Consider the following 25,693-nt stretch of genomic DNA (forward strand, 5'->3'; position numbering starts at 1 on the left):
TTTTATATTATAGCATGCTTCAAAGGATTAGTCAATTTTCCCGGATCAGGGGGATGCCGCGAGTATGCCCGGGTCCATAATAGAGCATAGTTTGTACGCAAGGGAGCCCTGCGTGGAGCAGGAGGAAACGGAACAGGAGCGATGTCAGTGACTACTGAACAGCAATGGAATGAAGAACAACGAAGAGTAGAAGATGTGACCGCAGTGATTAGCGGGCGTATTCGGAAGCTAGAGACAGAGGTTGGTTCTGTGCGCGGAGATGTCGTCGATATGCGTAAAGACTTCTGGGATGAGGTAACGATCAATTTCAGTGAGGCGGATGATGTGGGCGAGACGTCCACCAGTTTGCGTCAGCAGTCTGAGATTTTGTCTGAGCGGGAACGAAGACACAAGCATTCTACAGAGGCGTTAGGTCGTTTGAAAAAGTTACTTGATTCACCGTATTTTGCACGCATTGATTTTGCTGAGGAAGGGCAGACTGCGGAACGTGTTTATCTGGGGATTGCCTCCCTGCTGGATAATCAAGATGAGGAGTTTCTGATATACGACTGGCGCGCGCCTATTTCCAATCTTTATTACGATAACATGCCGGGGCCCGCTTCATATAAGACCCCGGCAGGGGAGATGGAAGGGGAACTCACGCTTAAGCGCCAATTCTCGATCCGTGATGGACAGATCCGTTTTATGTTCGATACAGGGGTGACGATTGGAGACGAACTTCTTCAAGCAGTATTGAGCCGCAGCTCGGATGCTCAAATGAAAAGTATTGTCGCTACCATCCAAAAGGAGCAGAATCGCATCATCCGTGATGATCGAAGTCGGATGCTCATTGTTCAGGGGGCGGCGGGAAGTGGCAAAACCTCTGCTGCGCTTCAGAGAGTAGCGTATTTGCTATATAAGTACCGGGATCGCTTACGAGCGGATCAGGTCGTGTTATTTTCGCCTAACCCGATGTTCAACAGTTACGTATCGACAGTATTGCCTGAATTGGGTGAGGAAAATATGCTTCAGGCCACGTTTCAGGAATATTTGGAGCGGCGTTTGGGCCGGGAGTTTCAGTTAGAAGATCCATTTGAACAGCTGGAATATGTGCTTTCAGCGTCGTTACAGCCTGGGTATGAAGCTAGGATGGAGGGTATCCGCTTTAAGTCGTCCAAGACATTCTTACATGTGATTACAGGCTACAAGACGTATTTGGAAAAGGAGGGAATGCGTTTTAAACCCATCCGCTTTCAGGGACGTGAGGTGGTTTCAGTAGAGCAAATGGCACGCAAGTTTTATGAATTCGACTCTACGGTGCGGCTGGCGAACCGATTGGAACTGCTGCGGGATTGGATGCTCAAAGAGCTGGCCCGCTTTGGTAAGGAAGAATGCTCCGCCCCATGGGTGGATCAACAGATGGATCTGATGGAGCCGGAGGATTATCAGCGTGCCTATAACCGCATGCGCCGTAAATCCAAGAATAAGGGCGATACCTTCGACGATTTTACGCGTGAAAGAGAAATATTGGCGCGTATGGTGGTCAGTGACCGCTTAAAGCCCCTGCGCAAATGGATTAAGGCGCTTCGCTTCGTAGATACGACCCGGCTCTACAGCGAGCTGTTTATGAACGAGACGCTGCTGAGCCAACTGGCGAATCATGCAGAGCTGCCCGTCAGCTGGGGTGAAATTAGTCGACAAACCCTGGAACGAATTCAGGCTGGGGAGTTAGCGTATGAGGATGTGACACCCTTTTTATATTTGCGTGAGTTGATGCTGGGTTTCCGTTCTAATAGCAACATCCGTCACGTGTTTATTGATGAGGCACAGGACTATTCCCCATTCCAACTGGCTTTCTTCAAGCGCTTATTTCCACAGGCTAAAATGACGGCACTGGGTGATTTTAATCAGGCTATCTATGCCCATGCCTCGGTGCTTCAGGATGCAGAGCCATTGTATGACTTGTATGGTGCAGATCAGACCGAAATGATTTCCCTGACACGAAGCTATCGCTCAACACAGGAGATTGTGGAATTTACTCGGGGGATGGTCGCTGGGGGAGAGCACATTGTACCGTTTAATCGTAAGGGTGAGAAGCCTCTTGTAAACGAGGTGCATTCGCGTGAAAAGTTGCATCAACAGATAGCTGGGAATGTCACAGAATTGTTGGCAGAAGGCTATGAATCCATCGCGGTGATTTGTAAAAATGCTGACGAAAGCGCGGCAGCCTACGAAGCGCTGGAAGGAAAGCTGTCAGTGAAGCCAAAATTGATTAAGAAAACAACTCCCGCTTTTGAAAAGGGGATTCATATCATTCCGGCCTACCTGGCAAAAGGCGTGGAATTCGATGCGGTCCTGATTTATGACGGATCAGCGAAACAATACCAGCGTGAGAGTGAGCGTAAGTTATTCTACACCGCCTGTACGCGAGCGATGCATCTGCTGCATATTTATAGCATAGGGGAGATTACGCCATTCGTGAGTTTACGGGATTCGGATACGTATACTCGCAAAGTGGAAGAAAGTGATCGTGTTCTATAGAGAGGACATTGGCAATCAGCTGGGGGCAAATACCTTAGAAACCCATGCGATGCTTGAATAGATGTAGAGTTGGCTGGCATTATGGAGCGTATTCCAGTAACATAAGCAAATAAGAAAAACAGGTAAGAAGCATAAACGGAGGTTACAAACGTAATGGACATGAAGAGTGTATTTCAACGCCCGCCGCTGGCGGACTGTGTACCCGAGCTGGTGGCTACAGCTAGAGGGGAGCGCAAGGCATCGCTGGTGATCCGCGGAGGAACGCTGGTCAATGTGGTATCGGGCGAATTGCTGCCAGGCATGTCTATTGCTGTGCAAGGTTCTCGTATCGCTTACGTCGGTAGGGACGTCAGTCATACGATTGGAGAAGACACCATAATCATTGAAGCCGAAGGCCGCTATATGGCACCGGGGTTACTGGACGGACATTGTCACATCGAAAGCACACAGCTGACCGTAACTGAGTTCGCTAAGGCTGTACTGCCGCTGGGAGTGACGGGGGGTTTTTTTGACCCGCATGAAATTTCCAATGTACTGGGTCTAAAAGGGCTTCGTCTGATGCTGGACGAAGCACGTACGACACCGCTTGCTGCTTACATGCAGGTGGCTTCTTGCGTGCCGTCCACAGGTCCGGAGCTGGAAACGACGGGTGCCTCCTTCGGCCCGGCGGAAGTCGCAGAGGCGTTAAGCTGGGGCCCGGATATGATCGGGCTGGGCGAAGTCATGAATTTCCCTGGTGTCGTCTATGGAGACGATGTGATGATCGGGGAAATTCAGGCCACGCTGCGCGCGGGCAAGGTGGCGGATGGCCATTTTACATGGGCCTCCGATGATTGGCGTCTGCCGGTCTATGCAGCCGCGGGAATTACGGGCGACCACGAGTGTGTCACGCCCGAGGATGTAGCCGAGCGTATCCGACTCGGCATGTATGCCAAGATGCGGCAAGGCTCCGCATGGCATGATGTGGCCGAGACGATCCGAGCCAGCACGGAAATGGGTCTCGACACGCGCCGCATGATGCTGGTAACGGATGACCGCAGCGCAGAATCCTTGCTCCATGAAGGACAGATGGATTTCGTCGTGCGTCATGCCATTGCACAGGGCGTCAAGCCCGTAACCGCGTTTCAGATGGCCACGCTGAATACGGCAGAGCGCTTCGGCGTGGCACGGGACATCGGATCGATCATTCCGGGTGCGATTGCCGACATTATTTTGCTTGATGGCCGATTGGCCGAAGTGAATGTGACGGCTACCATCGCAGCGGGCCAGCTGGTGGCCGAGCACGGTCAAATGGTCGCCAATTGGGACGGCTTCGTTTATCCTGCGGAAGTGATGGACACCGTCCATCTGGGGCGAGAGCTGAGTGCTGCAGATTTCCGCATTGCGGCTCCAGTACAGGAGGGGGATGTACCTGTACGGGTGATTCGTGTTACGGAAAATCACGTGGACACGAAGGAAGTGCGGATGACCGTTCCGGTCCGTAATGGAGAAGTCACGGCAGATCCTGCACAGGATTTGTGCAAAATAGCCGTTTTCGAGCGCCATCATGCCAGTGGCAGTCACGCGGTTGCCCTTGTAACAGGTGTGGGCTTCACCGAGCCGGCTGCGATTGCCATGACCGTCGCGCATGATAGCCACAACCTGCTCGTCATTGGTAATGATGACGGGCTCATGACCCAGGCGGCGAAGCAGGCTGTTGCCCTGCGTGGTGGCGTGGTCGTCGTATCCGCCTCGGGTGAGACGCGCTTCCCGCTGCCTATCGCCGGGCTGATGTCCCCAGCTCCGTTTGCAGAGGTGGCTGCGCAGTCCGAAAGTATCAGCCGGGCGCTTCAGCAATCCGGCTGCATGCTGAACAACGCGCTGATGACACTGTCACTGCTCGCACTGGTCGTTATCCCTGAAATCCGTCTGTCGGATCAGGGGCTTGTCGTGATCGGAGCGGATGGCATCCGCAAGGTATCTCTTTTCGTGGAAGAGGATGCTGCGGAAGTCTGATAGAACACGTCGCTGGGGGTTGTCCTGCAGGTCTGACCAGACCTGAGGGATAACCCCTGTTTTTCATATACGAAGCCAAAAAAGTTATCTTCGATTCCTTTATAAAAGTCAAGGAGTGGTGAGCAGATGCATCCCTGTTATCGTTCATTAGAAAAGATGGCTCATCAAGCCTCGATTATAGAGCAGGATTGGAACAGGTTTGTAGAGCAAACCCATGTGAAGCATATTCAGCAGGGAATTTGCCTTTTATCTTTTGGAGACGAAAAAAGTGTAATAAGAAAAAATCACATTATACAGTTGTATTACTTATAATCTTCAGAAAACCGTTCTTCCCAGCGGTAAACATTAACTGATTAATGGATTTTCTTGCGGTATCGTTAAACAAATACCACTTATCTTTCGATACGTCATGAACTAAAATCTCTGGATATTCTGTTGAAAGTTCAGATGGAACAGGACTAATTAAAGAATAAATATCAAAACGAACTAAGCTTTTCCCTTTTTGGTCTAAGAAATCATATTGTGCATTTTTATAATAAGACCCAAATGTGTCAATAGTGAAGCTCCAAGAGTAGTTTGCAGGTGCTTCAACCTTTTCACCTATGTTTTTTGCAAAAATATTATAAATGGTTTCATTAAATGCATTTACATTAATTTGCTGAACTACGCCGCCCATAAACATATGGTATTCATATTGCAATGCTTTTACTTGTACACCGTCTATGAACAATGGTTTAGTATCAATAGTCACTGCAAAGTTGTTGTAATTGACATTACAGCCAAACGTCTCTGCAATAAAACGAAGTGGAACATATATGCGATTATTTTTCGTGTATGGTTTTACATCAAGCAGTATCTTTTCTCCGTTTTTTTTCGCGGTGCTTCTATTTATTGCTAATTTCACTTTCATATCGCTTTTTGCGAGAATAACCTCGGAATTGGACCACTCGACGCTAGCCCCCAAACTTTCACTAATAACACGTAGAGGTACCATTGTGCGTTTGTTCTTCATTTCGGGCTTCACATCGGATGTAGTAGTCACACCGTCAACTTTGATTTGATTTTCTGCTGCATAAGTAGTGGACGATGAAATAAATAAAAAAATTGTAAGAAAAGCCCCAAAGAAAGCTTTTTTCATAAATGATTGCTCCTTTCTTGGTTAAATTTATTGCACAGCAACTTTACCCCATATTAAGACGCAACTGGATAAAGATCGTTGCGCTGTCCTGTCTGTTAACTTAACGTAACAACCAGTTTGTACTATTCAATTAACTTCCTTCATTTACCAATGGAAAATTTCTAACCTTCCCGGGGAATTATGTCGATAACATTGAATATTATTCATAAAATTTATCAAAGTAAATCCTTAGGGGGAAAGTTAATGAGAATACAGCTAAAAGTTGCGATTTCTCTAGCATGTTTAATGATGTTTATAGGTTGCTCAGCCTCACCAGTATCACAGCAGACGACCAAGATTACACTTTTGAATTCCAAAAGTGAAATAAAAACTCAGTTAGAAGAAGTAGCAAAACAATACAATCAAGAGCACTCTGAAGTATCTTTGGAGATTATTACCGCTCCTGAGGGGACGTCTGCATATCAAAAGCTGATGTCGATGTACGGCTCAGGAAGTCCCGCTACCATGTCGATGCTGGATCCTGGGGATGCTCAGCAATTTCTGGATAAAGCCGTTGATTTAAGCAAAGAAAAGTGGGTAGCTGATACGATAGAAAATGGACTTGACGCCGTTAAGAAAAGTGATGCTGTGCTGGGGTTTCCATTTGCAGTGGAAGGCTACGGATTAATTTACAATAAGAAAGTGCTGGACAAAGCAACAGGTGGGGCTTTTGATGCTTCCTCGGTAAAAAGTAGAAGCAACCTGAACTCATTAATGGCTAAGATTCAGAAGACGGGAGTAGCACCGGTCATGCTTTCACCAATGGACTGGTCTCTCGGCTCTCATCTTTTAGCTTTATCTTATTCTGTTCAGCCTGGGGGTTTTCCGGAGTTTGTTAAAGGTATGCAGGATAACTCCATAGACATGTCCCAAAACAGTGTGATGTCTGGATGGGTACAAACTTTAGACCTACTCAAGGATAACAGCATCAATAAGCATTCGCCTTTGGACAGCACGTATGACGATGGAGCTAAAGCATTAGGAGAGGGAAAAGTGGGGCTTTGGTTTATGGGCAACTGGGCTTGGGCGGGGATTAAGAGCAATGATACAGCAAATGAGGAATACGGTTTTTTGCCCCTTCCGTTAAGCGATAATACGGATGACCCTAACAATGCTAAGATTACAGTCGGTGTAACAAAGTATATTTTCATTGACTCCACAGCTACCACACCTCAGGAGCAAGAGGAAGCAAAGAAGTTTCTGAACTGGCTGGTATACGACAAGTCCGGACAAGATTTTCTTGTAAACAAGGCTAATACGGTACCCGCGTTCAAAAATATTGATTTAGAGCCTGCCGATCCTTTGGGAAGATCAATCAAGTCGTATATCTCGAGCGGAAAGACGCTGCCGTTTATGTCAACCCTTCCACCTGATCATGGGGCCATCACAGGAGCATCTATCCAAAGCTACATCAGTGGAAAGATAGATAAGGCTGAGCTGTTGCGCCAAATACGCATATATTGGAAAGCTCAGCAGTGATGACACGAGACCAGTCACGGGAGGAAGATAAAGATGTTTAAATTAACGTTAAAGAAAAAAATAATTAGTGCAGCGCTCATACTGGTTATCGTACTTTCCCTTTCAAGTGTTATAGGCGTCATTAAGATGTCGGAAATGGGAGAGGCTTCTGACAAGGTAAATAACAGGTCTTTACCCGCGGTTATTCTTCTTCAGGGTATGGATAAGCAGATTACAGAAATCGATAGACTCACCGTTCGATTGATACTTGAAGAGGATGCGGCTGTTCGCAGCACTTATCAAGAAGAACTAACCAAAGCTACTGCTTCAATGGATAAGAGTGTAAATGAATATCAAAGTTTAGCCTCTACGGCAGAGGAAAAAGAACTGTTCACCAACTTTTATGGTCAGTGGGCAATGTATCTTCGCCATCTCAAAGTGGTTTCCGCTGCCATGGAAGAAAACGACAAAGTGATGGCCTACATGATCATTCATGGAAATTCTTCTATTTATAAGGCAGCATTAGACGATGTAAATAAACTGAAGCTACTTAATGAGCAGTACGCTACTGATGCCGCTAATCAATCGAGTCAATCTTACCATTCAGGTAGAATTTTAATGATTTCTCTGACGATCATATGTACGATACTTGGAATCATTGGTTCTTTTTTACTGGCTCAATCGTTCACTAAGCCCATATTAAAGATAGCGGAACAGATAAAGCTGGTAACGAGGGGGAACCTGCAAGTGGAACCCCTTAGTATCCGATCAAAAGATGAGGTCGGGGAACTGGCATCCGATTTTAATGAAATGTGCGATTCACTGCGCAACCTTTTAAAGGAAGTTGTGGATAATTCCTTACTGGTTGCCTCTACGGCTGAACAGTTAACGGCCAGTGCGGAACAGACAAGCATCGCTACCGAGCAGATAGCTATAAGTGCCACTCAAGTCGCAGAGGGATCTCAGACACAGCTTGCAGATATAGCTGAAACGCTGAATTACACGGTAGACGTTTCTAAAAGTGTAGACAACATAACCAATCGCTTTGTTCATGTGGCTAATCTCACAACCCAAGCACAAGAAAAAGCAAACAACGGGAAAACCCGAATGTCTTCGACTGTCTCCCAAATAAGAGATGTGCATACCAAGGTAACTCAATCCGCTGAAGTGGTAAATATTCTAGGCGAAAAGTCGGCGGAGATTAAACAGATCACAGCTATGATCAGTGATATAGCAGCCCGAACCAACTTGCTTTCACTAAATGCGAGTATAGAAGCTGCAAGAGCGGGAGAGCAGGGAAAAGGGTTTGCGGTTGTTGCTTTTGAAGTACGCAATTTGTCGGCACAAGCAAGTGAAGCAACAGGCAAGATCTCTTCTCTGGTCAACGAAATTACCTTAAGAACAAACGAAGTCGTGCTTTCAATGAACGAAGGTGTTCAATCTCTAAATGAAGGTATGATGCTTGTCGAAGGTGTCGGTAACGTCTTTTCTGAGATTGTAGGTGCCGTTGAAGAAGTGAGCGGTGAGGTGGACACTGCGGCTGTAGAAGCAAGATCTGTAAATGAAGGAACCGTTTCTATGGTGGAATCTATGAGAAAAATTGCTGAAATCTCCGAACGTGCAGCCGATTCTACTCAAACAGTCGCAAGCGTGGTCGAGGAAACTACCGCTTCCATGCAGGAAGTGTCTGCAGGTGCTAACATGCTTGCCAAGCGGGCGGAAGAGATGAATCAAACGGTGTCGGTATTCAAGATTTAAAATAAGCTTCAAATTAACTGGAGTTAAGAGCGGCAGCCTTGGACGAGAAAAACAAGTCCTAGACTGCCGCTGTTCTGTTAAGCTCAAACCATTAGATTACGAATGAACTGCTTCAGCTTTTTTGTTTGCTCTTTTCAAATCTTGTTTACGACGTTCCTCCAGATACCGTTCCCCATTCTTCTTGTCTGCTGTCAGTGTAAAGCAGGATATGATGGTGAACAGGCCTGCAATGGAACCCAGAATTACATAGGTAATCGGGAAATTTAATACTTCATACATATGCCCCACAATGGGCGAGAAAATGGAAACCACCAGGGAGCCCATAAACAAATACAGCAGGTACATGGTGGAGGACAGGCGCTGGTCAAAGTTAACGGTAATATATTTGAAGATGGCTACCAGAATAAGCGGTTTCTCCAGGGAGTGAATCATCTTCATTGCAGCGACCCATATGGAACCGAATGGCAACGAAGAGCCGATAATACGCAAAGACATAATCGACCCGGCAATAATTAATGCCCATTTGGCGGTCGTTTTGTTTACAAACCAAGGGGTAACGAAAAGGAACACAAATTCCAGGAAAACTTGCACAGCGCTCAAATCGCCAAGGAATTGATTTCCTTCCGCTTTGGAACTGAACTGCGATACGAAGTATGTGGCAAACTGTTGGTCATATACCTCATAAATTTGGGTCACGCCAACCATGAATAGCATAAGAAACCAGAACTTTTTGGTACGTACGAGATGCAGTACATCAATTAGCTTCAACGATTCTGTTTTCTGCTGCTCCTGTCCGGAAATTTCGACTTTGGTCAGGAAGATGCAGATCATGGCAACAATGGCAGATACCGAGGCGATCCAGAAGGTCAGATTTACATTGATATTGATGACCCGTCCAGCAACAAAAGTAGCCGCCGCCCATCCGAGCGAACCCCACATACGAACCCGTCCGTATTCAAAGCCATATTTACGCGAAACTTTGTCCATATACGAATCGACGACACCGTTACCTGCATTAAACACCAGGCCGATAAATAGCGCACCAACAATGGCACCAATGACGAACTGCGTTTGAAGCAATGGACCGTACACATAGATAAAAAAGGGTCCGACGAGCAAAAGGATTGTAAAGAGTATGTACAGCAGATGTTTTCTCAAGCCCAGCTTGTCAGATAAGTAACCGAACAGGGGCTGCATGATCAAGGCGACGATTGAATTAGCCGCGTATAGAAATCCCGTGTAGGTTTGTGAAATTCCCAGGCTTTGTCCCAGCCAAATGACAAAAAAAGACATGGCGGCAGACCATGTAAACAGATAAGCGAAGTTAAAAATACTCAAAGACCAATAGTTGCGTTTTGCCAAATTCATCATGTTTAAGCACCCCTTTAAATTGTAGCGGCTCAAATTGTATACAACGTCAGTATGCATTGTCTGTACTATTAATTGTAAGGATTATTCAGATGCTTCCATAGGGCATTTTCCCAAGATTTCCTGTGCTTATTACAATCAGTTGATAATTCGAATAAAACAGCCGATCCTGATATGGATTAAATATGGTAAAATATACAAAACAGATTATGTATTACTCTTTCGAACAGAGATGAAGAATGCGTATGATTTTAAAGAAATCTAACATAGCGAACGCTTGAGAGTTAACTCACTTTCTTTATCCAAAAGCAACCAGGCAGCTCTTGATGTAAGCGATATGACGGTAACATGAGAATATGCTGTTACATGGGTGTTTGAACTAATTAAAAACTTTTACGAGACCTACCAGGTGTGTGTAACTACATCTACGTCTTGTAAGAAATAAGTCCTAAGTGTAAAATTCCCTTATAGTTCATTAAGCTCACTAAGTAGGAGGAGAAACATAGGGTAGCATCATAATTGTAAAAGCAAGGGGATGAAGTGATTCATTTTGCAAGTACAAAGTTACTTGAAACAGTGATCGTATATAGAGTATTGTGTAACGACGAGTTAAGACGAAACCCACTCACCCTAAAGGCACAGGTTATCACCCTACACTAGTCAGAAGGGGGGAGCGGATGGCTGTCCCTGATTGGTGATGGCATTTAGATCGAACTGAGCATTATTTGTGAAAAGCACCAGATTACATACTCTAGGCAATCAGATACCGTTCTTTGGATGCAACATGGGCTACGTCCCTATTAACATATATTATACAAATTAAAGAGAAAACGAATAAAAACAAAATGTTGTGAATTCGTAGTTGGAGGATTTATTATGTCGAAAAGTGTTTCTTCGTCCTTTATTATCATTATAGGATCAATGCTATTTGCCTTATTTTTTGGTGCAGGGAATCTAATCTTTCCACCTATGCTTGGGCAAATGGCTGGAAAGAATGTATGGATAGCCAATGCAGGTTTCTTGGTTACTGGAGTTGGCTTACCATTACTAGCCGTCACAGCCTTTGTTTTTTCGGGCAAAAGCAATTTGCAAACTTTAGCGAGTCGTGTACATCCTGTATTCGGCATTGTCTTTACAACTATTCTTTATCTAGCCATCGGGCCTTTATATGCAATTCCTAGAACCGGTAGTGTGTCATTTGAAATTGGAGTAAAACCTTTTTTTTCAAACAATGCAGATCATCCTGTCGCACTTTTTGTATTTACTATCCTTTTTTTTGCAGTTGCATGTTTGTTATCACTTAATCCTACAAAAATTATTGATGTAATCGGAAAGTTTTTAACACCCATTAAATTGACATTCATTGGATTACTTGTGATTGTAGCTATTATTCACCCAATAGGAAAGTTCCAAGAACCTGCGGAGGGTTATACATCGAATGTCTTTTTCAAAGGCTTTCAAGAGGGTTATTTAACATTGGACGCTCTTGTAGCCTTTATTTTTGGAATTATCATTGTGAATGCAATTAAGGATAGAGGAGTTACTTCCAAAAAAGAGTTGATGATCATTTGTGCCAAAGCGATAGCAATTGCGGTTATACTCTTAGCTTTTATCTATACGTCTCTTTCATACATGGGAGCTTCTAGCGTTGAAAAATTGGGTGTTTTAGGAAATGGGGCTGAGGTGTTAGCTAAGGTTTCCTCCTATTATTTTGGATCTTATGGTTCTATTCTATTAGGCTTAATGATTACAGTAGCGTGTTTAACGACAAGTGTGGGGCTTATCACTTCCTGCTCTTCCTTTTTTCATGGATTATTTCCAAAAGTCTCTTATAAAAGAGTTGCTCTCATGTTATCTATATTTAGTACCCTTGTAGCTAACATAGGTTTAACTCAGCTCATTAAGGTTTCAACGCCAGTATTAATGGCAATATATCCTATTGCTATTTCTCTGATATTTTTAACTTTTTTACATCCCGTATTTAAAGGAAGGTCAGAAGTATATCAAGGCAGTTTGATATTAACTTTTATCATTAGTTTATTTGATGGCTTGAATGCTGCTGGAATAAAAATTAATGTAATTAATGATTTTTTCACTCATCTTCTTCCATTATATAATGTAGGGTTAGGGTGGTTAATTCCCTCTGTTTTAGGAGGCGTAGCTGGCTACATATTTACTAAGTTAAGAGGAAGAAAAATAATTTTAGTACTTATGAAGCCCAAAAAAAATAAATGATTTATCCTATGCATATTAGTCTGTTATATAAGGGACAGCAAGCGCCTGATCTGCTTCGTGCTGCTTACGGTACTGCGAAGGGGTCAGGCCGTTCCATTTTTTAAAGGTCGCAATAAAATAGCTTAGATTGTCAAAACCAACATCCAGCGCAATATCAACCACTTTGCGATCACTTTGCTCCAGCAACCTGCAAGCCTTTTGAATCCGATGATAGTTAATATATTCTACCGGGCTTTTCTGAACCATCTGCTTAAAAAAACGGCAAAAATGCCCCTCACTCATTCCAATCTCATCTGCGATCTCCCGTAAACGTATAGGCTCATGAGCATGACTGTTAATATACACCAGCGCTTTTTTGATCCGTTCAACTTTATTGCGTTGCCCTGCCATAATCACATCCTCTCCGTTAGCGGGGGTCATGTGTGGGTACAGACAGGCGATCATGCTATAGAGCTGCGCCTTGGTCGCCAGTTCACGGGCAGGCGCATTCTGCTCATGGCTGGTGATAATGTGTCGCAATGCAGCCAGCACCTCTTGCTCCCAGGGCTGCACGCCACGAATGTGAGGGGGAGGGACAAGCTTTTTACTGATAAATGGGTCAATAAACTGCGTTTGCACCGTATCCTGCGTGCGGCTGTGCAGCATGTCGGGGTGAAACACCACCGCAGAAAATACGCAACGAGCGCTTTTTTGTAAATAACCTGCGTGAAGCTCGCCGCTGTTGACAAAAAGAGCTTCACCTTCGTTCACCTCCGTATAGACCATATCCGTCTGAAATATGGCGCTCCCCTGTTCCACTACGATAAACTCCATCTCCTCATGCCAATGGGACTCCAGTACACTATTTCCATTTAGCTGCTCTACGCTCGGATATACGCTGACCGGATACATGGGATTGCCGTGAATTCGATTTTCCCGCAACATTTCTCTTTGCATTTCTATGACTCCTTTTCCGCAAACTGATTTATATATAAAACATCAAAATATTGATACAATACGTCAAAATAAAAGAAGTAAACCCTTACATAAATCAATATTATTATAGTAAGGATTTCGAAAAAATCCAACAAGCGATTTGGGATTAAGAAAATAAAGATTGAAGCGGAGGAAGAAACAGATGAAATTTACTGATGGCTATTGGATGGTTCGCAAGGGCTATGAAATACAAAATCCTGCTGAAATCCGTGATATTGTGACGGACGATGCTTCCATGACGGTATATGCAGCCACCCACCGGATCGAGCATAAAGGAGATACGCTGAACGGAGCGTTGCTGAAAGCGACCTACAGCTCGCCTATGCCGAATGTCATTCAGGTGCGTCTGAACCACCATAAGGGACGGGTGCATCAGGGACCGAATTTTGAAATTCACACCTTGCCAACAGAGGTAGACATTACGGTGGATGAGGACGTAGCGGTACTGAAAAGCGGCGATCTGAGTGTGCGAGTCGGCCGTGGGAAGAGCTGGGATGTAGGCTTTTATGTCGAGGATCGCAAAGTCACAGGCAGCGGACATCGGGGACCAGGCTATATTACAGACCCGCAGGATCAGCCTTTTTTCCGGGAACAGCTGGAGCTGGGCATCGGTGAGTACGTATACGGACTTGGAGAGCGTTTCACTCCATTCGTAAAAAATGGCCAGGTAGTTGATATCTGGAATGAAGATGGCGGGACTAGCAGTGAGCAGGCATATAAAAACATTCCATTCTATCTATCTAATAAAGGGTATGGTGTGTTCGTCAACCATCCAGAAAAGGTATCCTATGAGATTGCATCGGAAAATGTATCAAAGGTTCAGTTTAGCGTCTCCGGCGAATCGTTAGAGTATTTTATTATTGGTGGAGCTAACCCTAAAGAAGTACTGGACAATTACACCAAGCTGACGGGTAAGCCTGCATTACCACCAGCCTGGACCTTTGGTTTGTGGCTGACCACTTCGTTCACAACAGATTATGATGAAGCGACAGTGAACCATTTTGTCGACGGGATGGCTGAGCGGGATCTGCCACTCTCGGTATTCCATTTTGACTGCTTCTGGATGAAGGAATACCAATGGTGCGATTTCCAGTGGGATCAAGACATGTTCCCGGACCCGGAAGGCATGCTGCAGAGATTGAAGGCAAAGGGTCTCAAAATTTGTGCATGGATCAATCCGTATATTGCGGAAAAATCCATTTTGTTCGATGAAGGTATGGAGAATGGTTATCTGGTCAAAACCGCCGATGGCAGCGTGTGGCAATGGGATATGTGGCAGGCGGGGATGGGGCTGGTTGACTTCACGAATCCGGCTGCAGTCGCCTGGTACCAGGATAAGCTCAAGGTGTTGGTAGATCAGGGGGTGGATTGCTTTAAAACTGATTTTGGCGAGCGCATCCCTACCCATGTGGTATATCATGACGGCTCTGATCCAATGAAGATGCATAATTATTATACGCATTTGTACAACAAGGCTGTATTTGATGTGCTGGAGGAAAAGCTGGGTAAAAATGAAGCCGCGTTATTTGCGCGTTCCGCTACAGCCGGGGGGCAACAGTTCCCGGTTCACTGGGGCGGAGACTGCTCGTCGACGTATGAGTCGATGGCGGAATCCTTGCGAGGCGGTTTGTCGCTTGGTTTGAGCGGCTTCGGCTTCTGGAGCCATGATATTAGCGGCTTTGAGTTAACGGCTGCGCCGGACGTGTACAAACGGTGGGTACAATTCGGGCTTCTGTCCTCTCATAGCCGTCTGCACGGAAACGAATCCTATCGCGTGCCCTGGCTGTTTGATGAAGAATCAGTCGACGTGGTGCGCAGTTTTACAAAACTCAAATGCTCGCTAATGCCATACCTGTATCCTTCTGCTGTGGAATCCTCAGAAAAGGGACTGCCGATGATGCGGGCTATGGTATTGGAATTCCCGCAGGACCCAACCTGTGCAACGCTGGATCTGCAATACATGCTGGGGGATTCCATTTTGGTAGCCCCGATCTTTAATAAAGAAGGCAATGTGCAGTATTATGTACCAGAGGGTAAGTGGACAAATTTACTTACGAATGAGAGCGTGTTAGGTGGTCGTTGGGTTAACGAGCATCATGATTTTACAACTTTGCCTGTGCTCGTGAAGCCGAACACACTTTTGGCAATCGGTCATGAGAACAGTCGTCCGGATTATGATTATGCTGATCAAGTGGCGCTTCATTTGTTTGAACTTGGTGAGGGGCAACAGGCTCGAACGATTATCGTGAATACGTCAGGTGAAGAAGAGCTAACGGTTACTGCTAGCCGCAAGAATTCTGTCATTACGGTGAAGGCAGAAGGTGCTGTTAAACCATGGTCGATAGTCCTGCGCGGTATCCACGAGGCTGTTCAAGTGGAGGAAGGCAGTAGCCAGTCGGGAGAACAGGGTGTAACCATTACACCAGCTTCCAGCGGACAGCAAGAGCTTACTATTCACTTGGGCTAGGTAAGGCGCTAGAAAGTGGATGAAGTATGTCATAATGTAGCGATTATATGCAAAAAAGGGCTTGCCTGATCCAATAGGCAAGCCTTTTTTGATGCAGATTTTTGATAGAGACCAGTTGCAACTTTTAGCTTTGGTATTTATTCCCATTTATTCTGCTGGAGTAGCAGCGGTACAATATACTGCCGGAAAATATCTACAGGAGTCCTTTTCTTTTTAAATCTATCAGCGGTAACGACAACAACCATGTCATACGACGGGACGACAACAATATATTGCCCACCAAAGCCGAGAGCGTAAAAATAGTCTGTTTCAGTTCCTATCTCTGTTTCATCTGAAAAGGAAGAAGTCCACCAGTGCCAGCCGTAAAATGCCTTTTGTGGTTTGGCAGCAGGAAGAAACGGACGGGTTGAATATCGGACTGTCTCTGTTTGGATGATGTGCCGTCCTTCCCAGCCTCCTTGGTTCAGATAAAGCCGCCCGAATTTGAGCATGTCCATCGGCCTGAGATGCAGTCCGAATCCACCCGTATGAGTACCCTGAGGATCGGTTTCCCAATGATAGCTTTCGATACTGAGCGGTTGGAATAATTGCTGCTCGGCAAATTCAGCAACTGTTTGTCCAGAAACATTACGTAGTATGGTGGCCAAAAGTTGAGAACAGCCAGAACTGTATTCCATTCGCGTACCTGGCACATCCGATAATGGCTGTGAAAGCACAAATTGCACCCAGTCTGACGTTTTGCTCATGGTAGGAAAAGAATTTTGTCCGCCAAATTCCGTCCAGTTAAAGCCTGCGGACATCGTCAGCAGATGTTCAATCGTAATATCACGCTTACGAGAATCACTATCTGTGGCCAACTGGGGAAAGAATTCGAGGATCGGCGTCTCCGGTTTCGGTCCCCGTTGCTGGTCCATAGCGATACTAACTAATGCGGAAATCACGCTTTTGGTACAGGAATTTATTTTATAGAGTTCATTAGCAATTTGAGGTTCACGATAGTAATTCATGATCATGTTACCCTGCTGCTCAATAAGGCAGCTGCGGGTTTCCAATTCGTTAAGCACGTGAATAAGCGGTTTGAGTTCCAGACTTTTCATGCAGATCCTCCTTGAGGCTTATGGCATAGCAATACATAGTATATCATTTTAATAGTCCGAAATTCGAAGAGTACAAACTGAAAACAGTTCATTTACTAATTTTGAATTTTTTTGTTCTTTGATATTAAAAAAGATATATATGTTCACTGAATAGACACAAGTATATTTAAAAATCTATACACTTTTTCTGTTTCATTCAAAAAAACAATCGAATAAAACGATATATAGTAAGTTGGACATTTTATTCAGAAATAACTGGGGGACCGATTCATGAATTTAACAATTAAGGCCAAAATGATTCTTAGCGCGATACTGATTCCGAGTGTGATTGCAGCTATGCTGCTGACCAATTACATTTTAAGCGTACATAGTGAGAATGAGTACAAGGATATTATGAATCGTGAAGAGGCTATTGCGTATAACTCGAAGTCTCTTCAATTTTTGTTAAACGGCATATCTAATGATGAGCGGGCATATTTGCTAACTCGTGATGAACAGTACGGGCGAGAGATCGGAAACAAGCAAAGTGAAGTTGCAAAGTTGCTACAGGAGACAGAAGCTCTGCTTAATACAGGTAATGAGGATTCTAAGAAAAAAATGACTGATCTCAAGACGGGGATTAATACTTACATGAATCAAGTTCATCGTTTACTGACTACAGCGGGGTATCAGAGTACAAGAGACGATGCTTTCCCGCCATTTTCTGATTTGCTCGATGATTTTGAAAACGAACGGGTGTTGCGTAAGCAACTTGATACCAAGGTAGTAGCCTTTGTCAAAGCTCAAGAAGATATGGTAACGGTGAAAGTACAGCAAGCGCACCAAACGATGACGAATACATCCTTGATTACGAGTATTGTAGGACTTCTAGTTATCATTTACAGTATTGTTCAATCCATCGTTTTGATTCGTTCAATTCGTCCATTACACCATATGAATGAGCAGCTGTTGGAAATGTCTGAAGGTGGGGGAGATTTGCGTAGCCGACTGGATATTACGTCCAAAGACGAAATCGGTATGATTGCAAGCTCCTACAACAAGCTTATTGAGGGGTTCCGCAGTATTATAGTGGATGCTCAGGATACGGCGCGTACATTAACCGTAACCGCAGAGCGGGTTAGCGTAAGTACAGAGGAAATGAATCAGGCCAATCGTCATACTTCCGGTGTAATGGAAGAGCTAGCGGCTGGTATGGAGCATCAGGTCGATGATATTACACAAACTACAGATACCGTAAAAGAGCTAGCCCACGAACTGGAACATATTGCAGCTACGAGCCAGCAGGTGTATGAGTTGTCTGATACAGCCGCTAAAGATGCAGAAGCAGGAGAACAATCTATAGGTCAGGCTATGCTTCAGATGGAGAAGGTAAGCGAAAGTGTAGACAGCTCTGCACGTGCTGTACGTTCACTTAGTGAACAGGCCGAACAGATTGGCATGATCGGAGCTGTTATTACCGGGATAGCCAAACAGACAGGAATGCTGGCGCTCAACGCGTCGATTGAAGCGGCAAGAGCCGGAGAGCAGGGCAAAGGATTTGCAGTTGTAGCCTCTGAGGTAAGAAGATTGGCCGAGCAGGTATCGGTTTCAGCAGCAGAAATCACACAATTTGTGCAAAATATTCAGGAGCATGTTGGAAATGTGGCTTCCAGTATGCAGACAGGGACGGTTGAAGTGCAGTCTGGCGTAAAGGTTATGCAATCCGCAGAAACTGCATTTCGTCAGATTGGAGGTTCCATTCAACTGGTCAGCGAACAGATTCACAGTGTAAATCGGTCTGTAGAACAGATGTCCGGCGGTTCCGAGCGAATGGTGGAAGCGGTGGAACGCATACGTGAAGTAGCAGAGCAGTCGGCAGGGGGAACCCAGAGCGTCAGTGCGGCAGCTGAAGAGCAGCTGGCTTCTATGGAGGAAATTGCATCATCTATTCATACACTGGCGGATATGTCGCAACTGCTGAATGCAAGGGTCGGTGGATTTAAAGTGTAACCGCATAAATCCCCACCAATGTAAACACAATAACATCTGTTGAACGAATCAGAACAGCTGTGTTATTACTTTTGCAAAGGTGGTAACGGGATGCAACAAAATAAAGGGAATCTGCTTGCGTTAGGTTCCATCCCGCTGATGATGACGCTGGGTAATTCCATGCTGATTCCTGTTTTACCGGAAATCGGACGTAAGCTACATGTAAGCTCTTTTCGGATTAGCATGTTGATTACAGTATATGCGGTAGTGGCCATTTTACTGATACCGATTGCGGGCTATCTCTCCGACCGATTTGGCCGTAAGGCGGTAATTGTTCCCTGTCTGATTCTGACTGTGATTGGAGGGGGGATTTCTGCGGCGGGAGCATGGCTGCTTCACGATTCGGCAGCATACTGGACCATTATTGGAGGCCGTCTACTTCAGGGTGCGGGAGCGGCAGGGGCTTTTCCTATAGTCATTCCGCTTGTAGGTGATTTGTACGAAAACGAGGATGAGGCCAGCAAGAACCTGGGCGTCGTCGAGACCTACAACACATTCGGTAAAGTGTTAAGTCCGATCCTCGGTGCCGCGTTGGGAGCAGTTCTATGGTTTTTGCCATTGGCAGTAATTCCAGGACTCTGTCTGATTTCACTCATTTTGGTGCTTTGGCTGATCCATGTGCCCAAGCGTAAGAACCAACCGATTATGTTTCGAGAGTTTGTGGGAAATGTGAAGCGGGTGCTTGCCGAAAAAGGACGCTGGCTCTATGCTATTTTCGCTATGGGCGGCATTTGTATGTTTGTCATTTTTGGAGTCTTGTTCTACTTATCCGACATACTAGAAAGTCGTTACAACCTCCGTGGGGTCTGGAAAGGTTTTGTGCTGGCCATTCCGCTTATTTCCCTCTGTCTGTGCTCTTATGTAGGAGGCAAGATTATCGGCAAACACAAAAAGCGCATGAAATGGATTGGTTTTAGCGGTTTGACCATATTGACGATCAGCTTTGCCATTCTCGGATTTTTTCAACATATTTATGCGGTGATTGGACTGTTTACGTTAGGGGGCGGCGGAATTGGGCTCGCACTGCCTTGTTTGGATGCCCTGATTACGAAGGGAATTGAAAAAGAGGAGCGCGGAACCATTACTTCGTTGTACAGCAGCATGCGCTTTGTCGGGGTATCGCTAGGCCCTCCGGTTGTTTCCTTGCTGCTGGGTCACAGTGGACATGGTCTGCTCTTTGGCGTGATGGCCGCAGTGGGAGGCATTGCAGCTCTGCTGATGCTGTTTGCGGTCAAACCCAAGCAGGATGAACCAACAGATGACAAATCCAGTGACCGTATGAGTGTAAATGAGGAGCTGACAGGCTTGTCCCGAGAAAAGCCTCTTTCTCCCAAGCTAAGACACAAAACTCCTGCGAAATAAAATGAAAAAGCACCCGTTGTCCACACAACCATGGCAACGGGTGCTTTTGATTATAAGCAGTTATAAACTAAATGTATTTGAAAACAATAGCTTTACCCATTGAGAGAAACATGCGATTTAGGCTTACGGCTTGCGATGATTTGTATAACATAGATCAGCAAAAACAGTACAATAAACAGCGAGGAAAGGCGGTACATCCACGCATAATCACTTGCTTTGGCAATAATGCCAAGTATAAGCGCACCGGCTGCAACCCCGAAATCGAGGGAATTGAGAAACATACCATTTGCCATGCCTCTTTGTTTAGGAGATACAATCTGAATCATCCAGGTTTGCAGGGTTGGCTGCATCACACCAAATCCGATACCGTAGCAAAGAGCCGACACATACATGAAATCATCACTGTGCGCGTAGGAAAGCAGGAGCAGACCGCCAATTAAAAAGAGGGAGCCGGGGATGAGCAGTGCTTTTGCTCCTTTTTTGTCATAAATACGGCCTGAGAAGGGACGCACGATTAGCACGGATACCGCATTAAACAGGAAAAAGTAGGCCGGGTGCGCCAGATTTGCTTCATCCCCGTAAAGCGCCATAAAGCCGAGTAGCCCACCATATGTGATAGACATCAGCATGTTTAACAAGGCGGGAACCCACAATTTACGGTTAAATGCCGGTTTTCGCCCTTCTTCCAAAGGAACCATAGGTGGTTCGATGTGCCCTTTGGGTAGTGTACGAATGAGCCAGTGAGCCAAAGGGAATATCACAACAATTACGGCTGCTGTCGTATAGGCAAGCAGGTTAAAACTCCCGTATTGCAGCATCGAAATGCCGATGGTTGGCCCAATCGACATCGCTAGACTGGTGGACAGACTAAAGAAACCCATTCCTTCACCAAGGCGCTTGGACGGGATGACGTCAGAGGCCATCGTTGGAAAAGCCGTACTGCTCATACCGAAGCCGATCCCGAATAACATCCGCATGAGCAGAAGCACTGTAATCGTCGGCGAAACACTGTACCCCAGCGTTCCTGCCAATGCAAACAGCAGCCCCACGAAGATCAGAGTGCTGCGATGCCCTTTTTCCAGCATACGGGCGGAAAAGAGCCGTGCCGCAATCGCACTTAAAGCAAATAAAGTGGTAACGAGACTAACCTGAACGGAACTAGCGTGGAATGTATTTTTCACATAAGAAGGAATAGAGGATAGAATCATCTGTAATTCCAAAAACAAAAATAAATTGGAAACCGTAAGAACAATAAATTCCTTGGTCCAAAGAGGTAGCTTGCTTTGTTGCATATTAATCGTTATCTCCTTGTTTTTCTGATTCGGTCATGTTGGCGTGAATTTGTAAAAGAGTCTGGCGGAATTGCTCCAGATCGGCTGAGGAAATTCTTCTTACAAAATCGTGATTGGCATCATATTCAATAGGAAGAATCTCTTTTACAAGCTGTCGGCCTGCTTCAGTCAAATGAAGTAAATAGGCTCGACGATCCTGAGGGCTATTCACACGCCGTACCCAGCCCTTCTTGTCTAATAAATCAATAATTCGAGTCGTGGTCGGCTGGTCCTTCACGGCCTTAGCTGCAATTTCTTTCTGATTTAAACCCTCAGCCTGATAGATTTGGTACAGAACCGACCATTGCTCTGGGGAAATATCATAAGGCTTGAGACGCTGCAAGAGCTGCTGACTCATTTTGCGGTGAGTAATCCCGAGCAACATCCCAATGGAACAATCGGGAGGCAAGTTATTCATAAGGTACTCCTTTCTGTTTCCCGTACATAAATTACTTTGAAATCAATTAGTTGTTATAACAATTATATGAACAACAAGTTATTTTGTCAAAAAAAGTTGTTCGGCGTTTTTAATTCTGCCATCACAAAACAAAACAAAAAAACAGCCCATAAAATACGGGCTGTTTAGGTTGATATAATATCGTTTGCCATGACTGGCGAATTAAGCTTTAGGTACAGTTTCCCAGTCCTTCAGGAAGCGTTCGATACCACTGTCTGTCAGCGGGTGTTTCCACAGAGAAGGGAGCAAGGAACCTGGAATGGTGGCAATATGTGCACCAGACAGAGCAGCATCTTCTACATGCTTAATGTTGCGGATGGATGCCGCGATGATTTCGGATTTCAGACCATGAATGTCCAAAATTTGTCTTAGTTCACGAATCAGCTTCATACCATCAACAGCGATATCATCCAGACGTCCTACGAATGGGCTGATAAAAGTAGCGCCAGCTTTGGCTGCCATCAAACCTTGAGCCGCGGAGAAAATCAGTGTTACATTCGTTTTGATTCCGTTCTTGGTCAGCTCGTTACAAGCGTACAAGCCGTCTTCGGTCATAGGAAGCTTGATAACCACGTTCGGTGCCCACTTGGCGATATCATAAGCTTCTTTGAGCATATCTTCAGCCTTCAGGCCAATAACCTCAGCACTTACGGGACCTTCAACGATACTGCAAATCTCCTGAATGACTTCCTTGAACACTCGACCTTCTTTAGCGATCAGTGAAGGGTTCGTTGTTACACCATCAACCAGACCCAAACGTTCAATACGTTTGATTTCTTCAATGTTACCAGTATCCAAGAAAAATTTCATTTGATTTCCTCCTCAGGTTTATATAATTCATAATACATATCACATGCGATGTACACTAGCTCATTTAAATGTAGCATATTGCACACGTTAAACTTATAATTAGTATGTATTACATCCTTAATTGTGACACATTTTAAATTTGAAAACAAGCTGTCTATGATTAAAATTTGATGAATTGTCGGAAGATGCTGAAATTTACCGATCTATGCTCATTTATAATATATACTACCCCACTTCATAAGGAGGTAATCATTATTCAACTGTCTGAAAGACAGCGGGAAATTGTTGATATTGTCCAGCGTCTGGCACCTGTAACAGGGGATAAAATTGCTGAAACACTGGGACTGACGCGTCCGACTCTCCGTTCTGATCTTGCTCTGCTCGTTATGCTCGGGCTGGTGGATGCCAAGCCGAAGGTAGGCTACTTGCCAGGACGTTACCCCAAATATGATAGTCATATCGGCAACATGCTCAAAAAGCTGACTGTGGCGGATATACTTAGTGATCCGATTTTGATTTCCGGTGAAACGACCGCCTATGATGCGGTGCTGATGCTGTTTCAGCAAAATACAGGCACGCTGATGGTCACAGGGGAGGAGCAGGAGCTCATTGGAATTGTTACGCGCAAGGATTTGCTGAAGGTCATGCTGGGGCATACCGATCTTCACACCGTACCGGTGACCATGGCAATGACGCGCCGGGCCCAAATGACGACGCTTGCTCCAGAAGACTCTTTACTGGAAGCGATATCGAGACTGATTCGGCATCAGGTCAATTGTCTTCCAGTTTTGGACGAGCAATGTAGCTCCTCAACTCCAATTCAAGGGTTGGTAGGGCGGGTTACGAAAACGGACATCATGAACGCCATTCTGAGCTTGACAGAAGAAAAAACGTAAAAGATGAATAAGGGGGCCTTGTATGTATTGGTTGGCCATGCTGACGATGCTGATTGACCATGTCGGACTTGTGTTTTTTCCGACGGATCCGGCTTGGAGAATTGCCGGCAGACTTGCTTTTCCAATCTATGCCTACGCGCTGTATATGGGGTATACCCGTACCCGAGATATGCGGAGCTATATGCTCCGTCTACTCGGGCTGGCTCTGATTTCTCAGGTGCCCTATATGCTGGCGTTTGATGTATACAGACCGAATGTAATCTGGACGCTACTGGCCTCGTTGCTCGCGCTGGCTGCTGCATCCCGCTTGAAGCATTGGGCGGCTGTAACGGGTCTGTACGTCCTTACAGCTCTGGTCATGGAGTTCAGCCAGATGGATTACGGGGCCTATGGTCTACTGCTGGTTCTCATTTATCGATACACTCGCTCATATATGATGATTGCAGCCCATTTTGCTTTGAACGTTGTGTATGATATGGTGCACCACGCAAATCTCCAACACTTTAGTCTGCTGTCCAGCATTCTGATCGTATGTTTTGCAACGGGAGAGAGCGGATTTTATAGTCGGGTACCGCGTTGGTTGTGGCGCAGCTTTTACCCGGTACATCTGGCTGTTATCGCGACAATTCGCATCTGGCCCTAATCTACATCTCATACAGCAAAAGAACCTTTAAAACCACGACATAAATGGTTTTAAAGGTTCTTTTTTATCCTTTATTAAGCTAGCCAATGTTTAGGATACCTTGTTGGGACCTTGGGCAAAAGGAAGTGGGCGAAGAGGAGCACCTTCCTTCATGTATTGCACCAATACTTCTGGAATATTGTGTATTCCACCTGCATTGACGCGATAGCCGTTCATTTGCCCAGGCGAGTTAATCCCCCGTTTTACCGTGAATGTAACGTCAATTCCCAAGGAACGGCAAATTTCCAACGTCTCCTTGGTATACCCACCATAAGGGAAGGCAAGTACATTCTGATCATTGTGTAGATGCTTGAACAGCTTCTTGTCAGCCATGTCCAAGTCGGTATAAACCCGCTGTTTGAACTCATTCTCTGTTTCCATTCGCCCCAGCTTTTTCGAATACACCGGGCCCATCAGAAGCGGCTTTTGTTTGGTGCGGGCTGTGTTGGAGTATCCGTAAGCATGCTGGTCATTGGTGTGATTGTAAAAATCAATGCCTTCGGCATGCATCTGATGAATTTGATCCCATGTGAGCTTTGGAATACCAATGTGCTTGGGATTGCTGATCGTGGACGTGATGAGAAAATTGGTTGCCGGTACCTGGTACTTTTTCAACACGGGAAAAGTGTCCGTGTAAAAGGACTCATAGCCGTCGTCGAATGTCATGAGTACCGCATTATCAGGAACCTTGGCTTTATGTAAAATAAAGTCGGTATACTCTTTCATCGTGATCCAGTGGAAGCCGTTAGCTTTCATTTCGTCCAACTGCCTCGTTAAATTACTAAGCTTGAGAGCGCCGGGATCAGGTGGAGTCTTGGTCACCTCATGATACATCAGGACAATGACTTTGTTTTGGTAATATACTTTATCTGGTGTAGGCGTCAGTGAGAATAAATGGCGTACCAGTCGATCTGCATGAGCTGTACGTGTACGATGAGTCCCTTTAACTGTAGGTGTGTGGTATATGCTACGTGCTTCATACACCAAAATCCCTAAAATAGCCAACAAACTTATGATTAGCAACGTTCTTTTAAAAAAAGTGTGTTTCATTGAATGACATCCCCCGCATGCAAAAAA

Annotated in this window: 18 protein-coding genes; 10 read left to right on the forward strand and 8 right to left on the reverse strand. The window is 45.3% G+C overall.

Features of this window, described 5'->3' with window-relative positions:
- Window positions 1-141: 141 nt before the first annotated feature.
- Together helD and MKY24_RS09480 are read left to right on the forward strand one after the other, a co-directional pair.
- On the forward strand, window positions 142-2,520 hold the full coding sequence (gene helD / locus MKY24_RS09475; RefSeq protein WP_339201862.1) for an RNA polymerase recycling motor HelD: 2,379 nt from the start codon (window positions 142-144) through the stop codon (window positions 2,518-2,520).
- 153 nt (window positions 2,521-2,673) lie between these two features.
- Entirely contained in the window at window positions 2,674-4,515 is a 1,842-nt protein-coding gene (locus MKY24_RS09480) for an adenine deaminase C-terminal domain-containing protein (protein WP_339201863.1), read from the forward strand.
- Between the two features lie 289 nt (window positions 4,516-4,804).
- Here MKY24_RS09480 and MKY24_RS09485 read toward each other — a convergent pair whose 3' ends face one another.
- Window positions 4,805-5,653, reverse strand: coding sequence for a copper amine oxidase N-terminal domain-containing protein (locus MKY24_RS09485; RefSeq protein WP_053325201.1), 849 nt, complete (start codon window positions 5,651-5,653; stop codon window positions 4,805-4,807).
- 243 nt (window positions 5,654-5,896) lie between these two features.
- Here MKY24_RS09485 and MKY24_RS09490 point away from each other — a divergent pair, with 243 nt between their 5' ends.
- A complete protein-coding gene (locus tag MKY24_RS09490; RefSeq protein ID WP_023988107.1) occupies window positions 5,897-7,171 on the forward strand; it encodes an ABC transporter substrate-binding protein in 1,275 nt (424 codons plus the stop codon).
- 33 nt (window positions 7,172-7,204) lie between these two features.
- Window positions 7,205-8,908: a methyl-accepting chemotaxis protein gene (locus MKY24_RS09495; protein WP_034095013.1), complete on the forward strand. Its 1,704-nt coding sequence runs from the start codon at window positions 7,205-7,207 to the stop codon at window positions 8,906-8,908.
- 96 nt (window positions 8,909-9,004) lie between these two features.
- Here the strand turns inward: MKY24_RS09495 and MKY24_RS09500 are convergent, their stop codons facing one another.
- Complete coding sequence (locus MKY24_RS09500) at window positions 9,005-10,279, reverse strand: oligosaccharide MFS transporter (RefSeq protein WP_034095014.1); 1,275 nt, start codon at window positions 10,277-10,279, stop codon at window positions 9,005-9,007.
- Between the two features lie 873 nt (window positions 10,280-11,152).
- On the opposite strand from MKY24_RS09500, the gene brnQ reads away from it, so the two are divergent.
- Window positions 11,153-12,511: a branched-chain amino acid transport system II carrier protein gene (brnQ, locus tag MKY24_RS09505; protein WP_023988110.1), complete on the forward strand. Its 1,359-nt coding sequence runs from the start codon at window positions 11,153-11,155 to the stop codon at window positions 12,509-12,511.
- Between the two features lie 15 nt (window positions 12,512-12,526).
- On the opposite strand, the gene MKY24_RS09510 is transcribed toward brnQ, so the two are convergent.
- Window positions 12,527-13,447, reverse strand: a complete 921-nt coding sequence (locus MKY24_RS09510) for an AraC family transcriptional regulator (protein ID WP_028542770.1) — start codon at window positions 13,445-13,447, stop codon at window positions 12,527-12,529.
- A gap of 181 nt (window positions 13,448-13,628) precedes the next feature.
- Here MKY24_RS09510 and yicI point away from each other — a divergent pair, with 181 nt between their 5' ends.
- The gene (gene yicI, locus MKY24_RS09515) at window positions 13,629-15,953 is read left to right on the forward strand and encodes an alpha-xylosidase (protein WP_316243557.1); all 2,325 of its coding nucleotides are present in this window, start codon (window positions 13,629-13,631) and stop codon (window positions 15,951-15,953) included.
- Window positions 15,954-16,090: 137 nt separating this feature from the next.
- Here the strand turns inward: yicI and MKY24_RS09520 are convergent, their stop codons facing one another.
- A complete protein-coding gene (locus tag MKY24_RS09520; protein WP_053325204.1) occupies window positions 16,091-17,050 on the reverse strand; it encodes a serine hydrolase in 960 nt (319 codons plus the stop codon).
- A 270-nt stretch (window positions 17,051-17,320) separates the two neighbouring features.
- On the opposite strand from MKY24_RS09520, the gene MKY24_RS09525 reads away from it, so the two are divergent.
- Window positions 17,321-19,039 (forward strand): HAMP domain-containing methyl-accepting chemotaxis protein, encoded by a 1,719-nt coding sequence (locus MKY24_RS09525; protein WP_053325205.1) that lies wholly within the window; start codon window positions 17,321-17,323, stop codon window positions 19,037-19,039.
- Window positions 19,040-19,129: 90 nt separating this feature from the next.
- Window positions 19,130-20,440 carry an MFS transporter gene (locus tag MKY24_RS09530; protein WP_053325206.1) on the forward strand — a complete coding sequence of 437 codons (1,311 nt, stop codon included), beginning with the start codon at window positions 19,130-19,132 and terminating at the stop codon, window positions 20,438-20,440.
- 92 nt (window positions 20,441-20,532) lie between these two features.
- On the opposite strand, the gene MKY24_RS09535 is transcribed toward MKY24_RS09530, so the two are convergent.
- From MKY24_RS09535 to fsa, 3 genes are all read right to left on the reverse strand, one after another.
- Window positions 20,533-21,732 (reverse strand): MFS transporter, encoded by a 1,200-nt coding sequence (locus MKY24_RS09535; RefSeq protein WP_339201864.1) that lies wholly within the window; start codon window positions 21,730-21,732, stop codon window positions 20,533-20,535.
- Window position 21,733: 1 nt separating this feature from the next.
- Window positions 21,734-22,189 (reverse strand): MarR family transcriptional regulator, encoded by a 456-nt coding sequence (locus MKY24_RS09540; RefSeq protein WP_023988117.1) that lies wholly within the window; start codon window positions 22,187-22,189, stop codon window positions 21,734-21,736.
- A 201-nt stretch (window positions 22,190-22,390) separates the two neighbouring features.
- Window positions 22,391-23,038, reverse strand: coding sequence for a fructose-6-phosphate aldolase (gene fsa, locus MKY24_RS09545; protein WP_013309811.1), 648 nt, complete (start codon window positions 23,036-23,038; stop codon window positions 22,391-22,393).
- A 185-nt stretch (window positions 23,039-23,223) separates the two neighbouring features.
- Here fsa and MKY24_RS09550 point away from each other — a divergent pair, with 185 nt between their 5' ends.
- Window positions 23,224-23,934, forward strand: a complete 711-nt coding sequence (locus MKY24_RS09550; RefSeq protein WP_028542764.1) for a CBS domain-containing protein — start codon at window positions 23,224-23,226, stop codon at window positions 23,932-23,934.
- Window positions 23,935-23,956: 22 nt separating this feature from the next.
- Window positions 23,957-24,577: a TraX family protein gene (locus MKY24_RS09555; RefSeq protein WP_339201865.1), complete on the forward strand. Its 621-nt coding sequence runs from the start codon at window positions 23,957-23,959 to the stop codon at window positions 24,575-24,577.
- Window positions 24,578-24,667: 90 nt separating this feature from the next.
- Here MKY24_RS09555 and MKY24_RS09560 read toward each other — a convergent pair whose 3' ends face one another.
- Window positions 24,668-25,666 (reverse strand): polysaccharide deacetylase family protein, encoded by a 999-nt coding sequence (locus MKY24_RS09560; protein ID WP_053325209.1) that lies wholly within the window; start codon window positions 25,664-25,666, stop codon window positions 24,668-24,670.
- Between the last annotated feature and the right edge of the window lie 27 nt (window positions 25,667-25,693).

It is taken from the genome of Paenibacillus sp. FSL P2-0322 (assembly GCF_037975315.1).
Lineage (GTDB): Bacteria > Bacillota > Bacilli > Paenibacillales > Paenibacillaceae > Paenibacillus > Paenibacillus polymyxa_B.

Bases quoted from the DNA above. Each gene is read 5' to 3' on its own strand.
- MKY24_RS09490 (WP_023988107.1), top strand. From the start codon at position 5,897: ATGAGAATACAGCTAAAAGTTGCGATTTCTCTAGCATGTTTAATGATG.
- fsa (WP_013309811.1), bottom strand. From the start codon at position 23,038: ATGAAATTTTTCTTGGATACTGGTAACATTGAAGAAATCAAACGTATT.
- MKY24_RS09510 (WP_028542770.1), bottom strand. From the start codon at position 13,447: ATGCAAAGAGAAATGTTGCGGGAAAATCGAATTCACGGCAATCCCATG.
- MKY24_RS09520 (WP_053325204.1), bottom strand. From the start codon at position 17,050: ATGAAAAGTCTGGAACTCAAACCGCTTATTCACGTGCTTAACGAATTG.
- MKY24_RS09530 (WP_053325206.1), top strand. From the start codon at position 19,130: ATGCAACAAAATAAAGGGAATCTGCTTGCGTTAGGTTCCATCCCGCTG.
- MKY24_RS09525 (WP_053325205.1), top strand. From the start codon at position 17,321: ATGAATTTAACAATTAAGGCCAAAATGATTCTTAGCGCGATACTGATT.
- MKY24_RS09535 (WP_339201864.1), bottom strand. From the start codon at position 21,732: ATGCAACAAAGCAAGCTACCTCTTTGGACCAAGGAATTTATTGTTCTT.
- MKY24_RS09480 (WP_339201863.1), top strand. From the start codon at position 2,674: ATGGACATGAAGAGTGTATTTCAACGCCCGCCGCTGGCGGACTGTGTA.
- MKY24_RS09485 (WP_053325201.1), bottom strand. From the start codon at position 5,653: ATGAAAAAAGCTTTCTTTGGGGCTTTTCTTACAATTTTTTTATTTATT.
- MKY24_RS09560 (WP_053325209.1), bottom strand. From the start codon at position 25,666: ATGAAACACACTTTTTTTAAAAGAACGTTGCTAATCATAAGTTTGTTG.
- brnQ (WP_023988110.1), top strand. From the start codon at position 11,153: ATGTCGAAAAGTGTTTCTTCGTCCTTTATTATCATTATAGGATCAATG.
- MKY24_RS09550 (WP_028542764.1), top strand. From the start codon at position 23,224: ATGCTGAAATTTACCGATCTATGCTCATTTATAATATATACTACCCCA.
- MKY24_RS09500 (WP_034095014.1), bottom strand. From the start codon at position 10,279: ATGATGAATTTGGCAAAACGCAACTATTGGTCTTTGAGTATTTTTAAC.
- MKY24_RS09540 (WP_023988117.1), bottom strand. From the start codon at position 22,189: ATGAATAACTTGCCTCCCGATTGTTCCATTGGGATGTTGCTCGGGATT.
- MKY24_RS09495 (WP_034095013.1), top strand. From the start codon at position 7,205: ATGTTTAAATTAACGTTAAAGAAAAAAATAATTAGTGCAGCGCTCATA.
- yicI (WP_316243557.1), top strand. From the start codon at position 13,629: ATGAAATTTACTGATGGCTATTGGATGGTTCGCAAGGGCTATGAAATA.
- MKY24_RS09555 (WP_339201865.1), top strand. From the start codon at position 23,957: ATGTATTGGTTGGCCATGCTGACGATGCTGATTGACCATGTCGGACTT.
- helD (WP_339201862.1), top strand. From the start codon at position 142: ATGTCAGTGACTACTGAACAGCAATGGAATGAAGAACAACGAAGAGTA.